Below are 15,776 nucleotides of genomic sequence, written 5' to 3'. Positions count from 1 at the left end.
GCAGACTTCCTCCACACCTACAACCACCACCGCACCCACACCGCACTCGGCGGCCAGCCACCCATCACCCGCGTCAACAACCCTCCAGGTCAATACATCTAGGGCGTGTCCGTAAAGTCGCGTCGTCCGCCCGGAGGGCGGGGCTGGCGGTGTCTGGTGCGTGCGATCGCAAGGCGGAGGGGCGTCCTCATAGTGGGCCTATTCGGATGAGCCCGACAACGCAGCGAGCGTGCGTGCCAGGCGCCGCCAGCCAGGCGAGACTTTACGGACACGCCCTAGCGGTGGTGGGTCGGGGAGACCGTCACCTCGACGCGCTGGAACTCCTTCAGGTCCGAGTAGCCGGTGGTGGCCATCGAGCGGCGCAGGGCGCCGAAGAAGTTCATCGAGCCGTCGGGCGCGTGGGACGGGCCGAGCAGGATCTGCTCGGTGGTGCCCGCGGTGCCGAGGTTCATCCGCTTGCCGCGCGGCAGTTCGGTGTTGACCGCCTCCATGCCCCAGTGGAAACCGCGGCCCGGCGCGTCGGTGGCGCGGGCCAGCGGCGAGCCCATCATCACCGCGTCCGCGCCGCACGCGACCGCCTTGGGCAGGTCACCGCTGGCGCCGAAGCCGCCGTCCGCGATGACGTGCACGTACCGGCCGCCGGACTCGTCCATGTAGTCCCTGCGGGCGGCGGCGACATCGGCCACCGCGGTCGCCATCGGCACCTGGATGCCCAGCACATTGCGCGTGGTGTGCGCGGCGCCGCCGCCGAAGCCGACGAGGACGCCCGCGGCGCCGGTCCGCATCAGGTGCAGCGCCGCCGTGTACGTGGCGCAGCCCCCGACGATCACCGGCACGTCGAGTTCGTAGATGAACTGCTTGAGGTTCAGCGGCTCGTGCGAGCCGGAGACGTGCTCGGCGGAGACCGTGGTGCCGCGGATCACGAACAGGTCGACGCCCGCGTCCACGACCGCCTTCGAGAACTGCGCGGTGCGCTGCGGCGACAGCGCGGCCGCCGTCACGACGCCCGCGTCCCGGACCTCCTTGATCCGCTGCCCGATCAGCTCCTCGCGGATCGGCGCCGCGTAGATCTCCTGGAGGCGGGCCGTCGCCCGGGTGTCGTCCAGCTCCGAGATCTCCGCGAGCAGCGGCTCCGGGTCGTCGTACCGGGTCCACAGCCCTTCGAGGTTCAGCACCCCGAGGCCGCCGAGGTTCCCGATCCTGATCGCCGTCTCCGGCGACACCACCGAGTCCATGGGCGCCGCGAGGAACGGCAGCTCGAAGCGGTACGCGTCGATCTGCCACGCGATCGAGACCTCCTTCGGGTCCCGGGTGCGCCGGCTCGGCACGACGGCGATGTCGTCGAACGAGTACGCCCTGCGGCCTCGCTTGCCCCGACCGATCTCGATCTCTGTCACGTCCTGCGCCTTTCTTTTGACCTGCGGCCCCTCAGTATCCCCGTTCGGCCCGCGGGCGGCCCGTGCCCCGTCGGGGATGCGCCCCCGCGCGCTGCCTCGGCACAGGACCTGTGCCCCGTGGGGGCGCGGGGAGAAGAACCGCCCGGGGCCGCGGCCCGGAGGACCAGGTCCCGCGCAAGCGCGGCGTCAGCCGTGGTAGTTGGGGGCCTCTACGGTCATCTGGATGTCGTGGGGGTGGGACTCCTTGAGCCCGGCGGCGGTGATGCGGACGAACCGCCCCTTGGACTCCATCTCGGAGACGGCGGCGGCGCCGACGTAGCCCATGGTCTGCCGGAGACCGCCGATGAGCTGGTGGAGGACGGCGGACAGCGGTCCGCGGTACGGCACCTGGCCCTCGATCCCCTCGGGCACGAGCTTGTCGTCGGAGGAGACCTCGGCCTGGAAGTAGCGGTCCTTGGAGTAGGAGCGGCCCTGGCCGCGGGACTGCATCGCGCCGAGCGACCCCATGCCCCGGTAGGACTTGAACTGCTTGCCGTTGATGAAGAGCAGCTCCCCGGGGGACTCCTCGCACCCGGCGAGCAGGCTGCCGAGCATGACGCTGCTGGCGCCCGCGGCGAGCGCCTTGCCGATGTCGCCGCTGTACTGGAGGCCGCCGTCGCCGATGACCGGCACCCCGGCCTCGATGCACGCCTGCGCGGCCTCGTAGATCGCGGTGACCTGCGGGACGCCGATGCCCGCGACGACGCGGGTGGTGCAGATGGAGCCGGGTCCGACACCGACCTTGACGCCGTCGACACCGGCGTCGATGAGGGCGCGTGCGCCGTCACGGGTGGCGATGTTGCCGCCGACCACGTCGACCCCGCCGACGCTGGACTTGATCTTCGCCATCCAGTTCAGCGCGTTGCTGTTGTGGCCGTGCGAGGTGTCCACGACGAGGAAGTCGACGCCCGCGCCGACCAGCGCCTGGGCGCGGTCCAGCGCCTCGGGGCTGGCGCCGACGGCGGCGCCGACCAGCAGCCGGCCCTCGGAGTCCTTCGCCGCGTTCGGGTACTGCTCGGCCTTGACGAAGTCCTTGACGGTGATGAGCCCGCTGAGCTTGCCGTCGGCGTCGACCAGCGGCAGCTTCTCGATCTTGTGGCGGCGCAGCAGCGCCATCGCGTCGACCCCGGAGATCCCGACCTGGCCGGTGACCAGCGGCATCGGGGTCATGACCTCGCGGACCTGGCGGGAGCGGTCGCTCTCGAAGGCCATGTCGCGGTTGGTGACGATGCCGAGCAGCCGCCCGGACGCGTCGGTGACGGGCACGCCGCTGATCCGGAACTTCGCGCAGAGCGCGTCCGCGTCGGCGAGCGTCGCGTCGGGCCTGACGGTGATCGGGTCGGTGACCATGCCGGACTCGGACCGCTTCACCAGGTCGACCTGGTTGACCTGGTCCTCGATCGACAGATTGCGGTGCAGCACGCCGACGCCGCCCTGGCGGGCCATCGCGATGGCCATCCGGGCCTCGGTGACCTTGTCCATGGCGGCGGACAGCAGCGGGATGTTCACCCGGACGTTGCGGGAGATGAGGGAGGAGGTGTCCACCTGGTTGGGCAGCACCTCTGACGCCCCCGGAAGCAGCAGCACATCGTCATAGGTCAGCCCGAGTGTGGCGAACTTCTCAGCTACTCCGTCGGCGTTCAGCGTCATGACACCTTCCCGAATGGTCTTGCCCGGCGAGTTGTTCAATGGTAGTGGCTTCGCCGCTATTCCCATGACGCCCTCGGCCGGGCCCGTACACCCGTACGGTCACCAGCGGTCGGACCGCGCGGCCGGACCGCGCCGTCGCACCCGGGTGCCGGGCCCGGTGCCGGGCCCGCCCGTCCGTTTCCGCGTGTCCTACGCCGAGAGTCCCGGCGCGTCCCCGGCGGCGGGCGCCCCCGCCGTCTGTTCCGCGATGGCGCGCAGCCGGCTGAGCGCGCGGTGCTGCGCCACCCGTACGGCCCCCGGCGACATGCCGAGCACCTGGCCGGTCTCCTCGGCGCTCAGCCCGACGGCGACCCGCAGCAGCACCAACTCGCGCAGGTGGTCAGGGAGGTTGTCGAGCAGCTTCTTGGCCCAGGCGGCGTCGCTGTTGAGGAGCGCGCGCTCCTCGGGGCCGAGAGAATCGTCCGGTTTCTCCGGCATCTCGTCGGACGGAACGGCGGTGCTGCCGGGCCCGCGCATGGCGGCCCGTTGCAGATCGGCGACCTTGTGGGCGGCGATGGAGACCACGAAGGCCTCGAACGGCCGCCCCAGGTCGCGGTAGCGGGGCAGGGCGCACAGCACCGCGAGACAGACCTCTTGGGCGAGGTCGTCGACGAAGTGCCGGGCGTCGCCCGGAAGACGGGACAGTTTGGTGCGGCAGTACCGCTCGGCGAGCGGGTGGACATGCGCGAGCAGGTCGTGTGTCGCCTGCTCGTCGCCGTCGACTGCGCGCCGGACAAGGGCACCGATGGCCGGAGTGTCGTCGTCGCGCATCCACCCATGGTGCCTCGCCGCGGCGCGATCCGCGTCATCGCGGCCGTACTTCTGCACCGAAGCGTTATGAGCGGCCGAACCCGACGCTGTCATCTCCGCCATGTGAGGCCCCCGCCGATCCCCGAGGAAGTCCATACGTCAAGCATGCGTCCTCCCCCGGGAAACCGAGGACTTGTGGGCGACTTCGCCGGAACGGCCGCCCTCTCGGGCGTACGACACGACGGCTCAGCGAACCAGGCCCCAGCGGAAGCCGAGCGCCACGGCGTGGGCCCGGTCGGACGCGCCGAGCTTCTTGAACAGCCGCCTGGCATGCGTCTTCACGGTGTCCTCGGAGAGGAACAGCTCGCGGCCGATCTCGGCGTTGGAGCGTCCGTGGCTCATGCCTTCGAGCACCTGGATCTCGCGGGCGGTGAGGGTGGGCGCGGCGCCCATCTCGGCCGAGCGCAGCCGCCGCGGGGCGAGCCGCCAGGTGGGGTCGGCCAGCGCCTGCGTCACGGTCGCCCGCAGTTCGGCGCGCGAGGCGTCCTTGTGCAGGTAGCCGCGGGCACCGGCGGCGACGGCGAGCGCCACGCCGTCCAGGTCCTCGGCGACCGTGAGCATGATGATCCGGGCGCCGGGGTCGGCCGACAGCAGCCGCCGTACGGTCTCGACGCCGCCGAGGCCGGGCATGCGGACGTCCATCAGGATCAGGTCCGACCGGTCGGCACCCCAGCGGCGGAGGACTTCCTCGCCGTTGGCCGCGGTGGTTACGCGCTCGACACCGGGCACGGTGGCCACCGCGCGGCGCAGGGCCTCTCGGGCGAGCGGGGAGTCGTCGCAGACGAGGACAGAAGTCATGACCGCCCTCCGCAGCTGAACCGCGTCACGTTGTGCCTCCAGGCTGTACGAATGTTCACCGTTGAGGCTGACGGCCTCGGGCACCTGCCCGATTCACTTGTCCGCCAACCGCTTCCGCCAGACTCAACGACCCTCACCCGAAAGAGTTACGAAGTTTGCCGACGGTCATCGGCACTCTACGTGATCATGCGCACACGGATTGCCCAGGCCGCAGGTCAGACGGGTGAGAGAGCCGGTATTTCGGAGGCGGAACGATTCCTCTACGGCCGAGCGGCCCTGCCCGGATGCTGCCGAACGGGTGTTATGCCAGATTTTTCACTGTTTGGACGCTCTTTCGCGCCTTGTGGGCTATTCGCCACTAGATTGGCGATGAGTCATATTTACATCTACTACGACAGTAGATGTACGGTCGAGACGCTGACTCTTCACGGCCTCCCAGACCGACACACACCCTCCGAGGGGATAAGCAATGGCAGACTTCTCCCGCCTTCCCGGCCCCAACGCCGACCTCTGGGACTGGCAGCTCGTGGCCGCCTGCCGAGGCGTCGACAGCTCGCTCTTCTTCCACCCCGAGGGCGAGCGGGGCGCCGCCCGGAGCGCGCGCGAGGCCTCCGCCAAGGAGGTGTGCATGCGCTGTCCCGTACGGGCCGAATGCGCCACCCACGCCCTCGCCGTCCGCGAGCCCTACGGGGTCTGGGGCGGCCTCACCGAGGACGAGCGCGAGGCGATGACGGGCCGCTCGCGGTCGCGGATGCCCTCGGCGGACGCCGAAGCGGGCCGCTCCGAGCGCGAGCCGTCGGACGTGCGCGACGCGACCGACCTGCACGACGCCGACCTGCATGGCGCCGACCTGGACGACACCGACCTGCACGACAGGTCCGAGCTGCACGACGCCGACCTGCACGATTCTGACCTGCACGACGCCGACCTGCACGACGCGTCCGACATCCGCGACGCGTCCCACGTGTGAGCGCGCTTCCGCGAGACGCCAGCAGAATCGTTCCTGCACTCCCGGTTCCGTCGGCACTCCCGGTTCCGTCGGCCCCGTCCGCCCTGCCGCGTACGGCACGCGCGGCGCGCCGCCCGCCGGGCCCGGCTGACGGGCGACCGGTGCCCTGAGATCAGCGGGCCGCCGCCTGCGCGAGGCGGCCGAGCATCATGTCCACCGCCGGGACGTTCGCCAGATCGGGCAGCGTGAGGGCCACCACCTCGCGCTGCACGGCCGGACGCACCTCCACCACGGCGACGCCCTTGGGACGTACCGACTCCAGCGCCAGCTCCGGCAGCACCGCGACCCCGAGACCGGCCGCCACCAGGCCGACCACCGCCGGGTAGTCGTCGGTCGCGAAGTCGATCCGCGGGGTGAACCCGGCCCGCTCGCACACCTCCACGAGGTGGCGGCGGCAGCGCGCGCACCCCGCGATCCACTGCTCCTGCTCCAGCTCCGCGATGTCCACCGGGCGCCCGCCGACGGCGAGGGCGTGCCCCTCCGGGACGACGCCGACCAGCCGGTCGGTGAGCAGCGGGCGCACGACGAGGTCGTCCCACGACTCCTCGGCCGGGGTCGGCAGATCCACGTAGCGGAACGCCAGGGTGATGTCGCAGTCGCCCGCGCGCAGCATCTCCACCGAGCGCGGCGGCTCGGCCTCCTCCAGCGACACCTTCGTGCCCGGGTACTGCGCGCGCATCGCCGCGACCGCGCCCGGCACCAGCGTGGAGCTGCCCGAGGGGAACGAGGTGAGGCGTACGCGTCCGGCCCGCAGCCCCGCGATCGCCGCGACCTCCTCCTCGGCCGCCGTCAGCCCGGCCAGGATGCCGACGGCGTGCCTGACCAGCACGTCACCCGCCTCCGTCAGCCGGGTCTCGCGGGCGCCGCGGACCAGCAGCGGGGTGCCCGCGGAGTGCTCCAGCGCCTTCATCTGCTGGCTGACGGCGGGCTGGGTGCAGCCCAGTTCGCGGGCCGCCGCGGAGAACGAACCGGTGCGGGCGACGGCCCGCAGCACCCGGAGATGACGTGCCTCGATCATCCGCCCACCATAAGCGGAACTTAGGGATACCCGACAGATATCGGTAATGGACTTTGAGGCGGGCCCGCGCCACGCTGAGGAGCCATGGACGCCATCGCATTCGGCAGCACAGGCAGCGGTACGGGCGCGGGCGCCGGCGGCGCCTCGGGGGACGGCCTCGCCGCGGACCGCCTCATCCGTGCCGAGTATCCGGACCTCGACCCCGCCGCGCCCTACCTCAACACCGCCACCGTCGGGCTGCTCCCGGCCCGCACCGCGGCGGCGCTGCGCGGGGCCGTCGACGAGTGGGCGGCGGGCCGCCCCGACACCGACGCCTTCGAGGCGGCCGTCGTCTCGGCGCGCGCCGCCTACGCCCGGATCGTCGGGGTGGCGGTGGAGCGGGTGGCGCTGGCCAGCACGGTCGCCGAGAGCGTCGGGCTGATCGCGGCGCGGCTGCCGCCCGGCGCCGAAGTGGTCGTCGCCGACCGGGACTTCAGCTCCCTCGTGCAGCCCTTCGCCGCCCGCGAGGACCTGGACCTGCGGATCGTGCCGCTGGACGCGCTCGCCAACGCGGTGCGGCCGGGCACCGCGCTGGTCGCCGTCAGCGCCGTGCAGTCCGCCGACGGCCGGGTCGCCGACCTGCCCGCGATCCGCGCCGCCGCCGCGGCCCACGGCGCCCGTACGCTCCTGGACGGCACCCAGTCCGTCGGCTGGCTCCCGCTGTGCGCCGACGACTACGACTACGTGGTCTGCCACGCCTACAAGTGGCTGCTCAGCCCGCACGGCGCCTGCTTCCTGACCGTGCGCGCGGGCGCCGAGCCGACCCTCTCCCCCGGCTTCGCGGGCTGGTACGCCGCCGACGACCCCTGGGAGTGGTGCTACGGCCCCGTCACCCGGCTGGCCCCCGGCGCCCGCCGCTTCGACGCCCGCCCCGCCTACCTCCCCCTCGTCGGCGCCGCCGCCTCCCTCTCCCTGATCGAGGAGATCGGCGTCCCCGCGATCCACGCCCACGACACCGCCCTCGCCGCCCGCTTCCGCGACGGCCTCACCGCCCTCGGCCACACCCCCGTCCCCGGCCCCTCCGCCACCGTCACCGTCGCCCTCCCCCCGACCGCCCCCGCCCGCCTCACCGCCGCCGCCGTCCGCTTCTCCACCCCCACCACCTCCCTCCGCTTCGCCTTCCACCTCTACAACACCCCCTCCGACATCGACCACACCCTCGAATCCCTCGCCTGACGCCTCTCCCGGCGGGGCGCGTCGCGGGGGGAAATCGGTTGGGGGTGGGGGGGTGGGCGTGTTGGGATGGGGGGATGGATCGCGCTTATGTACTCGGGTTGTTCGATGCTCAGATGCGGCGGGACGCTCCGCCGGAGGGGGCGGGGACGCGGGTGGAGCGGAGCGGCGGGGTGGTGCGGCAGGTGGGGGCCGCCGTGCACGACTGGAGCGGGGTGCTCTGGTCGGAGCTGGACGAGGGCAGCGCGGGCCCCGCGGTCCAGGCGCAGCTCGCGTGGCTGAAGTCGCCCGAGGGGGCGGGCCGGGAGTTCGAGTGGAAGCTCTACTCGCACGACCGGCCGGCCGATCTGGGCGAGCGGCTGCGCGCGGCGGGGTTCGTGCCGGAGGAGCCGGAGACGCTGATGGTCGCGGAGGTCGCGGCGCTGCCCGGCGAGCCCGTCCCGCCGGACGGTGTACGGCTGGTGGAGGTGACCGACGCCGCCGGGGTGGACCTGCTGGCCGCCGTGCACGAGGAGGCGTTCGGTACGGGCGCGGAGCAGTTGCGCGAGCGGCTGCTGGACGCGCTCGCGCAGGCGCCGGACGAGATCGCGCTGGTGCTGGCGATGGCGGGCGACCGGCCGGTCTGCGGGGCCCGCATGGAGATGCCGCCGGGCAAGGACTTCGCGAGCCTGTGGGGCGGCGGCACCGTCGCCGAGTGGCGGGGGCGCGGCGTCTACCGCGCGCTGATCGCCCACCGGGCCCGTATCGCCGCCGCCCGCGGCTACCGCTACCTCCAGGTCGACGCGATGGACGCCAGCCGCCCCATCCTCCAGCGCCTCGGCTTCAGTGCCCTGAGCGTCACCACCCCGTACCTCTACCAGCCCTGAGAGCGGAGGCGCGCCCCGCATGGGACTGCTGCTGAGCGTCAACATCGGCCACCCGCGCCCCAACCCGTGGAAGCGGCTGCCGGCGACCGGCATCGACAAACGGCCGGTCACCGGCCCGGTACGGGTCACCGCGCCGGGTCCGAAGGGGGACGGCGCGGTCGGTCTGGCCGGTGACCGCGCGCACGACGTCAAGCACCACGGCGGCGCCGACCAGGCCGTCTACGCGTACGCCCGCGAAGACCTCGACCACTGGGGCCGCGAGTTGGGCCGTACCTTCGCCAACGGCTTCTTCGGCGAGAATCTGACCACCTCCGGCATCGACGTCAACGCCTCGCTGATCGGCGAGCGCTGGCGGATCGGCGCGCGCGGACCCCTCCTGGAGGTGTCCTGCCCGCGCATCCCGTGCGCGACCTTCGCGGGCTGGCTCGGCGAGAACCGGTGGCTGCGGCGCTTCACCGACGCGGCGCTGCCGGGCCCGTATCTGCGGGTGATCGAGCCGGGCGAGATCCGCGCGGGGGACCCGGTCGAGGTCGTGCACCGGCCGGACCACGAGGTCACCGTCGCGCTGTCCTTCCGGGCCTTCACCACCGAGCCCGAACTGCTGCCGCTGCTGACCGGCCTCGACGCCCTCCCCCGCGAGGACCGCGACGCGATCCGCCGCCGCCTCGCCCGCGACGCGAAATAGGCTGCCTCCCATGTCCCGAGTGCGCTCCGTGAACGTCGCCCGCCCCCTCGTCGTGCCCTACACCGACGGCGAAGGCGGCCTCACCGGCATCGGGAAGCTCCCGGTGACCGGACCCGTCGCCGTCACGGCGCCCGGACCGCGCGGCGTCGCGGGCGGCGGCCTCGCCGGGGACACCGTCTGCGACCTGCGCTTCCACGGCGGCGACGAACAGGCGGTGTACGCGTACGCCCGCGAGGATCTCGACCGCTGGGAGCGGCGGCTGGGGCGCGAGCTGCCCGACGGCCGCTTCGGCGAGAATCTGACCACCACCGGCATCGACGTCAACGCCGCGCTGATCGGCGAGCGCTGGCGGATCGGCGCCGCGGGGCTCGTCCTCGAAGTGACCTCGCCCCGCATCCCGTGCCGCACCTTCGCCGGGTGGCTGGACGAACGCGGATGGGTCAAGCGGTTCACCCGGGAGGGGCTGCCTGGCCCGTTCCTGCGGGTGATCACACCGGGCGAGGTCCGCGCCGGGGACCCGGTCGAGGTCGTGCACCGGCCGGACCACGAGGTCACCGTGGCCTTCCTCTTCCGGGCGATGACGCTGGAGCCCGAGCTGCTGCCGCGGGTCATGGCCGCGGCCGACACCATGAACCGTACGTATCTGGAGGCGGTCAACAGCCGCTTGAGTCCGGCGCGTTGACGAAGGGTCCGGCGGCGGCCCGTACGCTGCCGGGATGACGACTTCACTGGTCACCGGCGCGACCTCCGGCATCGGAGCGGCCTTCGTACGACGGCTCGCCGCCGACGGACACGCCCTCGTCCTCGTCGCCCGCGACGAACAGCGGCTCGCCGACACCGCGGCCGGGCTGCGCGAGTTGTACGGGGCCGACGTCGAGGTGCTCCCCGCCGACCTCACCACCGACGACGGGATCGCCGCCGTGGAAGCGCGGCTGCGCGACCGGGAACGGCCCGTCGACGTCCTCGTCAACAACGCCGGTTTCGGCAACCACGGCACCTTCCTCGACGCCCCCATGTCCGACGAGCTGCGCATGCTCAAGCTGCACTGCGAGGCCGTGCTGCGCCTCACCGGCGCGGCCATCGAGACCATGCGTCCGCGGGGGCGCGGGTACGTGATCAACGTCTCGTCCGTCGCGGCCTACATGCCTCGCGGCACGTACGGGGCCAGCAAGGCGTGGATCGTCCACTTCACCGAGGGCGTGGCCGCCGAGACGGCCGGGTCCGGGGTGCGGCTCCTCGCCCTGTGCCCCGGCTTCGTCCGCACCGAATTCCACGCCCGGGCCGGGATGGACGCCTCCCGGCTGCCCTCCTTCGCCTGGCTCGACGCCGATGCCGTGGTCACGGCGGCCCTGCGTGATCTCGCCCGCCGGCGCATTCTCAGCGTGCCCTCCGCCCGCTACAAACTCGCCGTCTCTCTTGCCCGGCACCTTCCTCCCGGCCTCTACGCAGCCGCCTCCACCCGCGCCGGCCGCCGCTTCGACCCCCGTGGGTAAGCCAATCCCTCAGCTCACGCCCCCAGGGCCGCAGGTACGCGCGCGGCGCCGACGCAGGGCCTGTTTTTCTGGGGCACGGGTACACGCGCGGCGCCGACGCAGGGCCTGCTTTTAGGGGCGCGGGGAACTGCGCGACCAGCCCCCACCGGGCTTTCAGCCCGAGAACAACAGCGACTGCCCCGCTGGGGCCGGTTTTCACGGCGCACCAGCGCCGTGGCTGAGCGCGCAGTTCCCCGCGCCCCTAACTACACGGCGTGCCGCCTCGGCAGAAGAACCGCCCCGGGGGTGGGGAAAGGGGGCGGCCCCGGCACCCTCGTGAGGGTGCCGGGGCCGCCCCGGTGGAACCGACGGACGTCACTCAGTGGGAGTGACCGTGCCCACCGTGCCCCGCGTCAGCGGGCTCCTCTTCCTTCTTCTCCACGACCAGCGTCTCCGTCGTCAGCAGCAGCGACGCGATCGAGGCCGCGTTCTCCAGCGCGGAGCGCGTGACCTTGACCGGGTCGATGACGCCGGCCTTGACGAGGTCGCCGTACTCACCGGAGGCGGCGTTGAAGCCGTGGTTCTTCTCCAGCTCGGCCACCTTGGCGGTGATGACGTAGCCCTCGAGACCGGCGTTCTCGGCGATCCAGCGCAGCGGCTCGACGGCGGCGCGGCGGACGACGGCGACACCGGTCGCCTCGTCACCGGTCTTGCCGAGGTTGCCCTCCAGGACCTTGACGGCGTGGACGAGCGCGGAGCCGCCGCCGGAGACGATGCCTTCCTCGACCGCGGCGCGGGTCGCGGAGATGGCGTCCTCCAGACGGTGCTTCTTCTCCTTGAGCTCGACCTCGGTGGCCGCGCCGACCTTGATGACGCAGACGCCGCCGGCGAGCTTGGCCAGGCGCTCCTGGAGCTTCTCGCGGTCCCAGTCCGAGTCGGTGGTGCCGATCTCGGCCTTGATCTGGTTGACGCGGCCCTCGATCTCGGCCTTGTCACCGGCGCCGTCGACGATCGTGGTGTCGTCCTTGGTGACGGTGATGCGGCGGGCGGTGCCGAGCAGGTCGAGACCGGCCTGGTCGAGCTTGAGGCCGACCTCCTCGGCGATGACCGTGGCGCCGGTCAGCGTCGCGATGTCGCCCAGCATGGCCTTGCGGCGGTCACCGAAGCCGGGCGCCTTGACGGCGACGGCGTTGAACGTGCCGCGGATCTTGTTGACCACCAGGGTCGACAGGGCCTCGCCCTCGACGTCCTCGGCGATGATCAGCAGCGGCTTGGACGCGCCGGACTGGATGACCTTCTCCAGCAGCGGCAGCAGGTCCTGGATCGAGGAGATCTTGCCCTGGTGGATGAGGACGTAGGGGTCGTCGAGGACCGCTTCCATCCGCTCCTGGTCGGTGACGAAGTACGGCGACAGGTAGCCCTTGTCGAACGCCATGCCCTCGGTGAAGTCCAGCTCCAGGCCGAAGGTGTTGGACTCCTCGACGGTGATGACACCGTCCTTGCCGACCTTGTCCATCGCCTCGGCGATCAGGTCGCCGACCTGCTTGTCCTGCGCGGACAGCGCGGCGACGGCAGCGATGTCCTCCTTGCCCTCGATCGCGCGGGCGGTGGCGAGCAGCTCCTCGGACACGGCCTTGACGGCGGCGTCGATGCCCTTCTTCAGGGCGGCCGGGGAGGCGCCCGCGGCCACGTTGCGCAGGCCCTCGCGGACCAGGGCCTGGGCCAGCACGGTCGCGGTGGTGGTGCCGTCACCCGCGATGTCGTTGGTCTTGGTCGCCACCTCCTTGACGAGCTGGGCGCCCAGGTTCTCGTAGGCGTCCTCCAGCTCCACCTCACGGGCGATGGTCACGCCGTCGTTGGTGATGGTGGGGGCGCCGAACTTCTTGTCGATGACGACGTTGCGGCCCTTGGGACCGATCGTCACCTTCACGGTGTCGGCGAGCTTGTTGACGCCGCGCTCAAGGGCGCGACGGGCGTCCTCGTCGAACTTCAGGGTCTTGGCCATGCCTGTGAACTACCTCGTCTACTCGTCAAATCACGTCGTCAAGGACGGCAGGAGCAGGCAACGAAACCACCCCGGGCGCCCGGTCCGTAGGACGCGGAAACCCGGGGCGGGATCACTGCTGCGGTAAAAGCGGTGCTTACTTCTCGACGATCGCGAGGACGTCGCGAGCCGAGAGGACGAGGTACTCCTCGCCGTTGTACTTCACCTCGGTGCCGCCGTACTTGCTGTAGAGCACGACGTCGCCCACGGAGACGTCGAGCGGCAGGCGGTTGCCGTCCTCGAAGCGGCCCGGACCGACGGCCAGGACGACGCCCTCCTGGGGCTTCTCCTTGGCGGTGTCCGGGATGACCAGGCCGGAGGCCGTGGTCTGCTCGGCATCCAGCGGCTGGACCACGATGCGGTCCTCGAGCGGCTTGATGGCAACCTTGGTGCTGGCGGTCGTCACGATCCGACCTCCCCCTTCAAAGGGCTCACGGAAGAGTGTCTGTCTGGGTCGGCGACCTGGTAGGCCCGTCGTCGCGGGTGCCGGACCTGCCCGTCGCTGAGTGCTGGCACTCAGCGGTGCCGAGTGCCAGAACCGAGACTAGGACGCGCTTAGCACTCGGTCAAGCGGAGTGCCAGGCGACGCCCTCCAAAGGGGTACCCCTCGGGGGTACCAGGCCCCGTCGTCCGGCGCATGGCGGGCGGGGACAATGGCCGGGTGGACCTCCAAGGATTTGCCGGGCTGCTGTCCGGCGACGGACAGGCGCTGCTCGCGGAGTTGCGGGAGCACAGCCCCGCCGACGAGCTGGCGGCGGCCACCCGGCTGCGGCGCACGTACGACGCCGGGCTGGTGTCGGCGGCGCTGGGGCAGGCGCGGCTGCGGCAGCGGGCCGTGGCGAAATTCGGCGAGGAGGACGCGTACCGGATGTACTTCACGCCGAACGGCGTGGAGCAGTCCACTCGGAAGAGTGTCGCGACGCACCGTGCGGAGCGCTTCAGGGCGCTCGGCGTGCGGCGGCTGGCGGATCTGTGCGGGGGCATCGGCGGGGACGCCCTCGCGCTGGCGCGGGCCGGGATCGAGGTGCTGGCCGTGGACCGGGACCCGCTGGCGTGCGCGGCGGCGCGGGCGAACGCGGCGGCGCTGGGCCTGGCCGACCTGATCGAGGTGCGCTGCGCGGACGTGACGGAGGTGGACACCGCCGGGTTCGACGCGGTGTTCGTGGACCCGGCGCGCCGGACCGGCGGACCGGGCGGGGCCGCGCGCGGCACGTCGATGAGGGGTGGCGGCCGGGCGGCGGGCGGGCGGACCTTCGACCCCGAGGCGTACGCGCCGCCGCTGTCCTGGGCGTTGGCCGCGGCCCGTGCGGTGCCATTCGCCGCGGTGAAGGTCGCGCCCGGCATTCCGCACGAGGCGGTGCCGCCGGAGGCCGAGGCGGAGTGGGTCTCGGACCGCGGTGACGTGAAGGAGGCGGCGCTGTGGTTCGGCACCGAGCCCGGCGCCGTACGCGCCACGCTGCTGCCCGGCGGGGCCAGTCTGCGCACGGCGGCACCGCTGCCCGACCCGGAGGTCCGCCCGGTCGGCCGGTATCTGTACGAGCCGGACGGCGCGGTGATCCGCGCGCATCTGGTGGCGGAGGCGGCGGCCCCGCTGGACGGCGGCCTGATCGACGAGACCATCGCGTACGTGACGGCGGACGAGCTGCGGCCGACGCCGTACGCGACGGCGTACGAGATCGGCGATGTGCTGCCGTTCGGGCTGAAGCGGCTCAAGGCGCTGCTGCGGGAGCGCGAGGTCGGCGTGCTGACGGTGAAGAAGCGCGGGTCGGCGGTGGAGCCCGAGGAGGTGCGGCGCCGGGTCAAGCCGCGGGGGCCGCACGCGGCGACCGTGTTCCTGACCCGGGTGGCGGGCGCGCCCTCGATGCTGCTCGGGCGGCCGGTGACCGGGACCTCTCAGACGTAGTCCTCCAACCGGGCCACGGTGAAGCCCTGTTGGGCGATCTGCCGGAGCATGTTCGCGGTCATCCTCGTCATCGACTCGCCCTTGAGCTCACTGGGCCCGCGGAAGTGCGCCAGGATGATGTCGCCGGGGTGGAACATGTGGTCGGGCCGCTGGAACTGCACCTTCTTGATCTGCATCGACTCGCGCCACAGGATGATCGCGCGCAGGCCACCGCAGGACCGCACGGCCTCCTTGGTGGCGGCGTTGTGGTTGCCGTAGGGCGGGCGGAAGAGGCCGGGCGCGGTGCCGTACTCGTGGGTGAGTTTCGTCTGCTGGCCGCAGATCTCGTGCTTCTGCGCGGCGAGCGACTCGGTGTTCAGGTTGGGGTGGGTCAGGGTGTGGTTCTCGATCGAGTTGCCCAGCGCCTGGAGCGGTTTGAAGAAGCCGTAGTCGTTCTGGATGATCGCGTTCGTCAGGAACATGGTGAAGGGGATCTTCAGGTCCTGCATCATCCGCACGAACTTCGGGTCCTTCTCCGCGCCGTCGTCGAAGGTGACGAAGACGATCTTCCGCGTCGTCGGGACGTCGCTGACCACCGGCAGCAGCCCCTTGCCGGTCTTGACCGGCTTCACCGCGGGCGGCGGGGGCGGGTCCGCGAGCACGGGTATGCCCCACTTGCGGAAGGCGGCGGCGCGCTCGGCCTGCGCGGAGCCGCCTGGCGTGGTGGGCTTCCCGGTGCCGCCCGCGCTCGTGGCCGTGCCCGTCGGCGCGGACGGGCCGGGCGTCGAGGCGGACGTCGAGGTGCTGCCCGAGCAGCCCGCGACGAGCAGCAGGCAGGCCGCCGCCAGCAGCGGG

Annotated in this window: 15 protein-coding genes and 2 pseudogenes; 9 read left to right on the top strand and 8 right to left on the bottom strand. The window is 72.2% G+C overall.

The features are described 5' to 3' along the window. Positions 1-102, top strand: a pseudogene (locus ACFZAM_RS29850) (IS481 family transposase); the annotation flags it as partial. Between the two features lie 173 nt (positions 103-275). Here ACFZAM_RS29850 and ACFZAM_RS29845 read toward each other — a convergent pair. From ACFZAM_RS29845 to ACFZAM_RS29830, 4 genes are all read right to left on the bottom strand, one after another. After that, positions 276-1,397, bottom strand: a complete 1,122-nt coding sequence (locus ACFZAM_RS29845) for a GuaB3 family IMP dehydrogenase-related protein (RefSeq protein WP_355336800.1) — start codon at positions 1,395-1,397, stop codon at positions 276-278. Between the two features lie 186 nt (positions 1,398-1,583). Next, entirely contained in the window at positions 1,584-3,086 is a 1,503-nt protein-coding gene (guaB, locus tag ACFZAM_RS29840; RefSeq protein ID WP_355336799.1) for an IMP dehydrogenase, read from the bottom strand. 189 nt (positions 3,087-3,275) lie between these two features. Next, positions 3,276-3,896 carry a sigma-70 family RNA polymerase sigma factor gene (locus ACFZAM_RS29835; RefSeq protein ID WP_355336798.1) on the bottom strand — a complete coding sequence of 207 codons (621 nt, stop codon included), beginning with the start codon at positions 3,894-3,896 and terminating at the stop codon, positions 3,276-3,278. Positions 3,897-4,121: 225 nt separating this feature from the next. Further along, complete coding sequence (locus tag ACFZAM_RS29830; RefSeq protein ID WP_003948568.1) at positions 4,122-4,733, bottom strand: response regulator transcription factor; 612 nt, start codon at positions 4,731-4,733, stop codon at positions 4,122-4,124. Positions 4,734-5,202: 469 nt separating this feature from the next. On the opposite strand from ACFZAM_RS29830, the pseudogene ACFZAM_RS29825 reads away from it, so the two are divergent. Together ACFZAM_RS29825 and ACFZAM_RS29820 are read left to right on the top strand one after the other, a co-directional pair. Further along, positions 5,203-5,517, top strand: a pseudogene (locus tag ACFZAM_RS29825) (WhiB family transcriptional regulator); the annotation flags it as partial. Positions 5,518-5,535: 18 nt separating this feature from the next. Further along, the gene (locus ACFZAM_RS29820) at positions 5,536-5,703 is read left to right on the top strand and encodes a pentapeptide repeat-containing protein (protein ID WP_391050450.1); all 168 of its coding nucleotides are present in this window, start codon (positions 5,536-5,538) and stop codon (positions 5,701-5,703) included. Between the two features lie 151 nt (positions 5,704-5,854). Here ACFZAM_RS29820 and ACFZAM_RS29815 read toward each other — a convergent pair whose 3' ends face one another. Then, a complete protein-coding gene (locus tag ACFZAM_RS29815) occupies positions 5,855-6,760 on the bottom strand; it encodes a LysR substrate-binding domain-containing protein (protein WP_391050441.1) in 906 nt (301 codons plus the stop codon). A gap of 84 nt (positions 6,761-6,844) precedes the next feature. On the opposite strand from ACFZAM_RS29815, the gene ACFZAM_RS29810 reads away from it, so the two are divergent. The 5 genes from ACFZAM_RS29810 to ACFZAM_RS29790 all read left to right on the top strand — a co-directional run bounded on the left by ACFZAM_RS29810 (position 6,845) and on the right by ACFZAM_RS29790 (position 11,016). Further along, positions 6,845-7,975: an aminotransferase class V-fold PLP-dependent enzyme gene (locus ACFZAM_RS29810; RefSeq protein ID WP_391050440.1), complete on the top strand. Its 1,131-nt coding sequence runs from the start codon at positions 6,845-6,847 to the stop codon at positions 7,973-7,975. A gap of 74 nt (positions 7,976-8,049) precedes the next feature. Beyond that, a complete protein-coding gene (locus ACFZAM_RS29805; protein ID WP_391050439.1) occupies positions 8,050-8,838 on the top strand; it encodes a GNAT family N-acetyltransferase in 789 nt (262 codons plus the stop codon). A 19-nt stretch (positions 8,839-8,857) separates the two neighbouring features. Further along, positions 8,858-9,523 carry an MOSC domain-containing protein gene (locus tag ACFZAM_RS29800; protein ID WP_391050438.1) on the top strand — a complete coding sequence of 222 codons (666 nt, stop codon included), beginning with the start codon at positions 8,858-8,860 and terminating at the stop codon, positions 9,521-9,523. A gap of 10 nt (positions 9,524-9,533) precedes the next feature. Beyond that, positions 9,534-10,205 (top strand): MOSC domain-containing protein, encoded by a 672-nt coding sequence (locus ACFZAM_RS29795; RefSeq protein ID WP_391050437.1) that lies wholly within the window; start codon positions 9,534-9,536, stop codon positions 10,203-10,205. A gap of 34 nt (positions 10,206-10,239) precedes the next feature. Further along, a complete protein-coding gene (locus ACFZAM_RS29790) occupies positions 10,240-11,016 on the top strand; it encodes an SDR family NAD(P)-dependent oxidoreductase (protein WP_391050436.1) in 777 nt (258 codons plus the stop codon). 358 nt (positions 11,017-11,374) lie between these two features. Here the strand turns inward: ACFZAM_RS29790 and groL are convergent, their stop codons facing one another. Both groL and groES read right to left on the bottom strand, forming a co-directional pair. Next, on the bottom strand, positions 11,375-13,000 hold the full coding sequence (gene groL, locus ACFZAM_RS29785; RefSeq protein WP_355336791.1) for a chaperonin GroEL: 1,626 nt from the start codon (positions 12,998-13,000) through the stop codon (positions 11,375-11,377). Positions 13,001-13,136: 136 nt separating this feature from the next. Further along, positions 13,137-13,445, bottom strand: coding sequence for a co-chaperone GroES (gene groES, locus ACFZAM_RS29780; protein WP_093740451.1), 309 nt, complete (start codon positions 13,443-13,445; stop codon positions 13,137-13,139). A 231-nt stretch (positions 13,446-13,676) separates the two neighbouring features. Here groES and ACFZAM_RS29775 point away from each other — a divergent pair, with 231 nt between their 5' ends. Continuing rightward, a complete protein-coding gene (locus ACFZAM_RS29775) occupies positions 13,677-14,942 on the top strand; it encodes a methyltransferase domain-containing protein (RefSeq protein WP_391050435.1) in 1,266 nt (421 codons plus the stop codon). Here the strand turns inward: ACFZAM_RS29775 and ACFZAM_RS29770 are convergent. Continuing rightward, on the bottom strand, positions 14,933-15,772 hold the full coding sequence (locus ACFZAM_RS29770) for a polysaccharide deacetylase family protein (RefSeq protein WP_391050449.1): 840 nt from the start codon (positions 15,770-15,772) through the stop codon (positions 14,933-14,935). The two genes, ACFZAM_RS29775 and ACFZAM_RS29770, sit on opposite strands and share 10 nt — an antisense overlap. Between the last annotated feature and the right edge of the window lie 4 nt (positions 15,773-15,776).

The sequence above is a fragment of the Streptomyces sp. NPDC008079 genome, from assembly GCF_042957385.1.
Lineage (GTDB): Bacteria > Actinomycetota > Actinomycetes > Streptomycetales > Streptomycetaceae > Actinacidiphila.
This window is presented reverse-complemented; position numbering and strand designations above follow the sequence as displayed.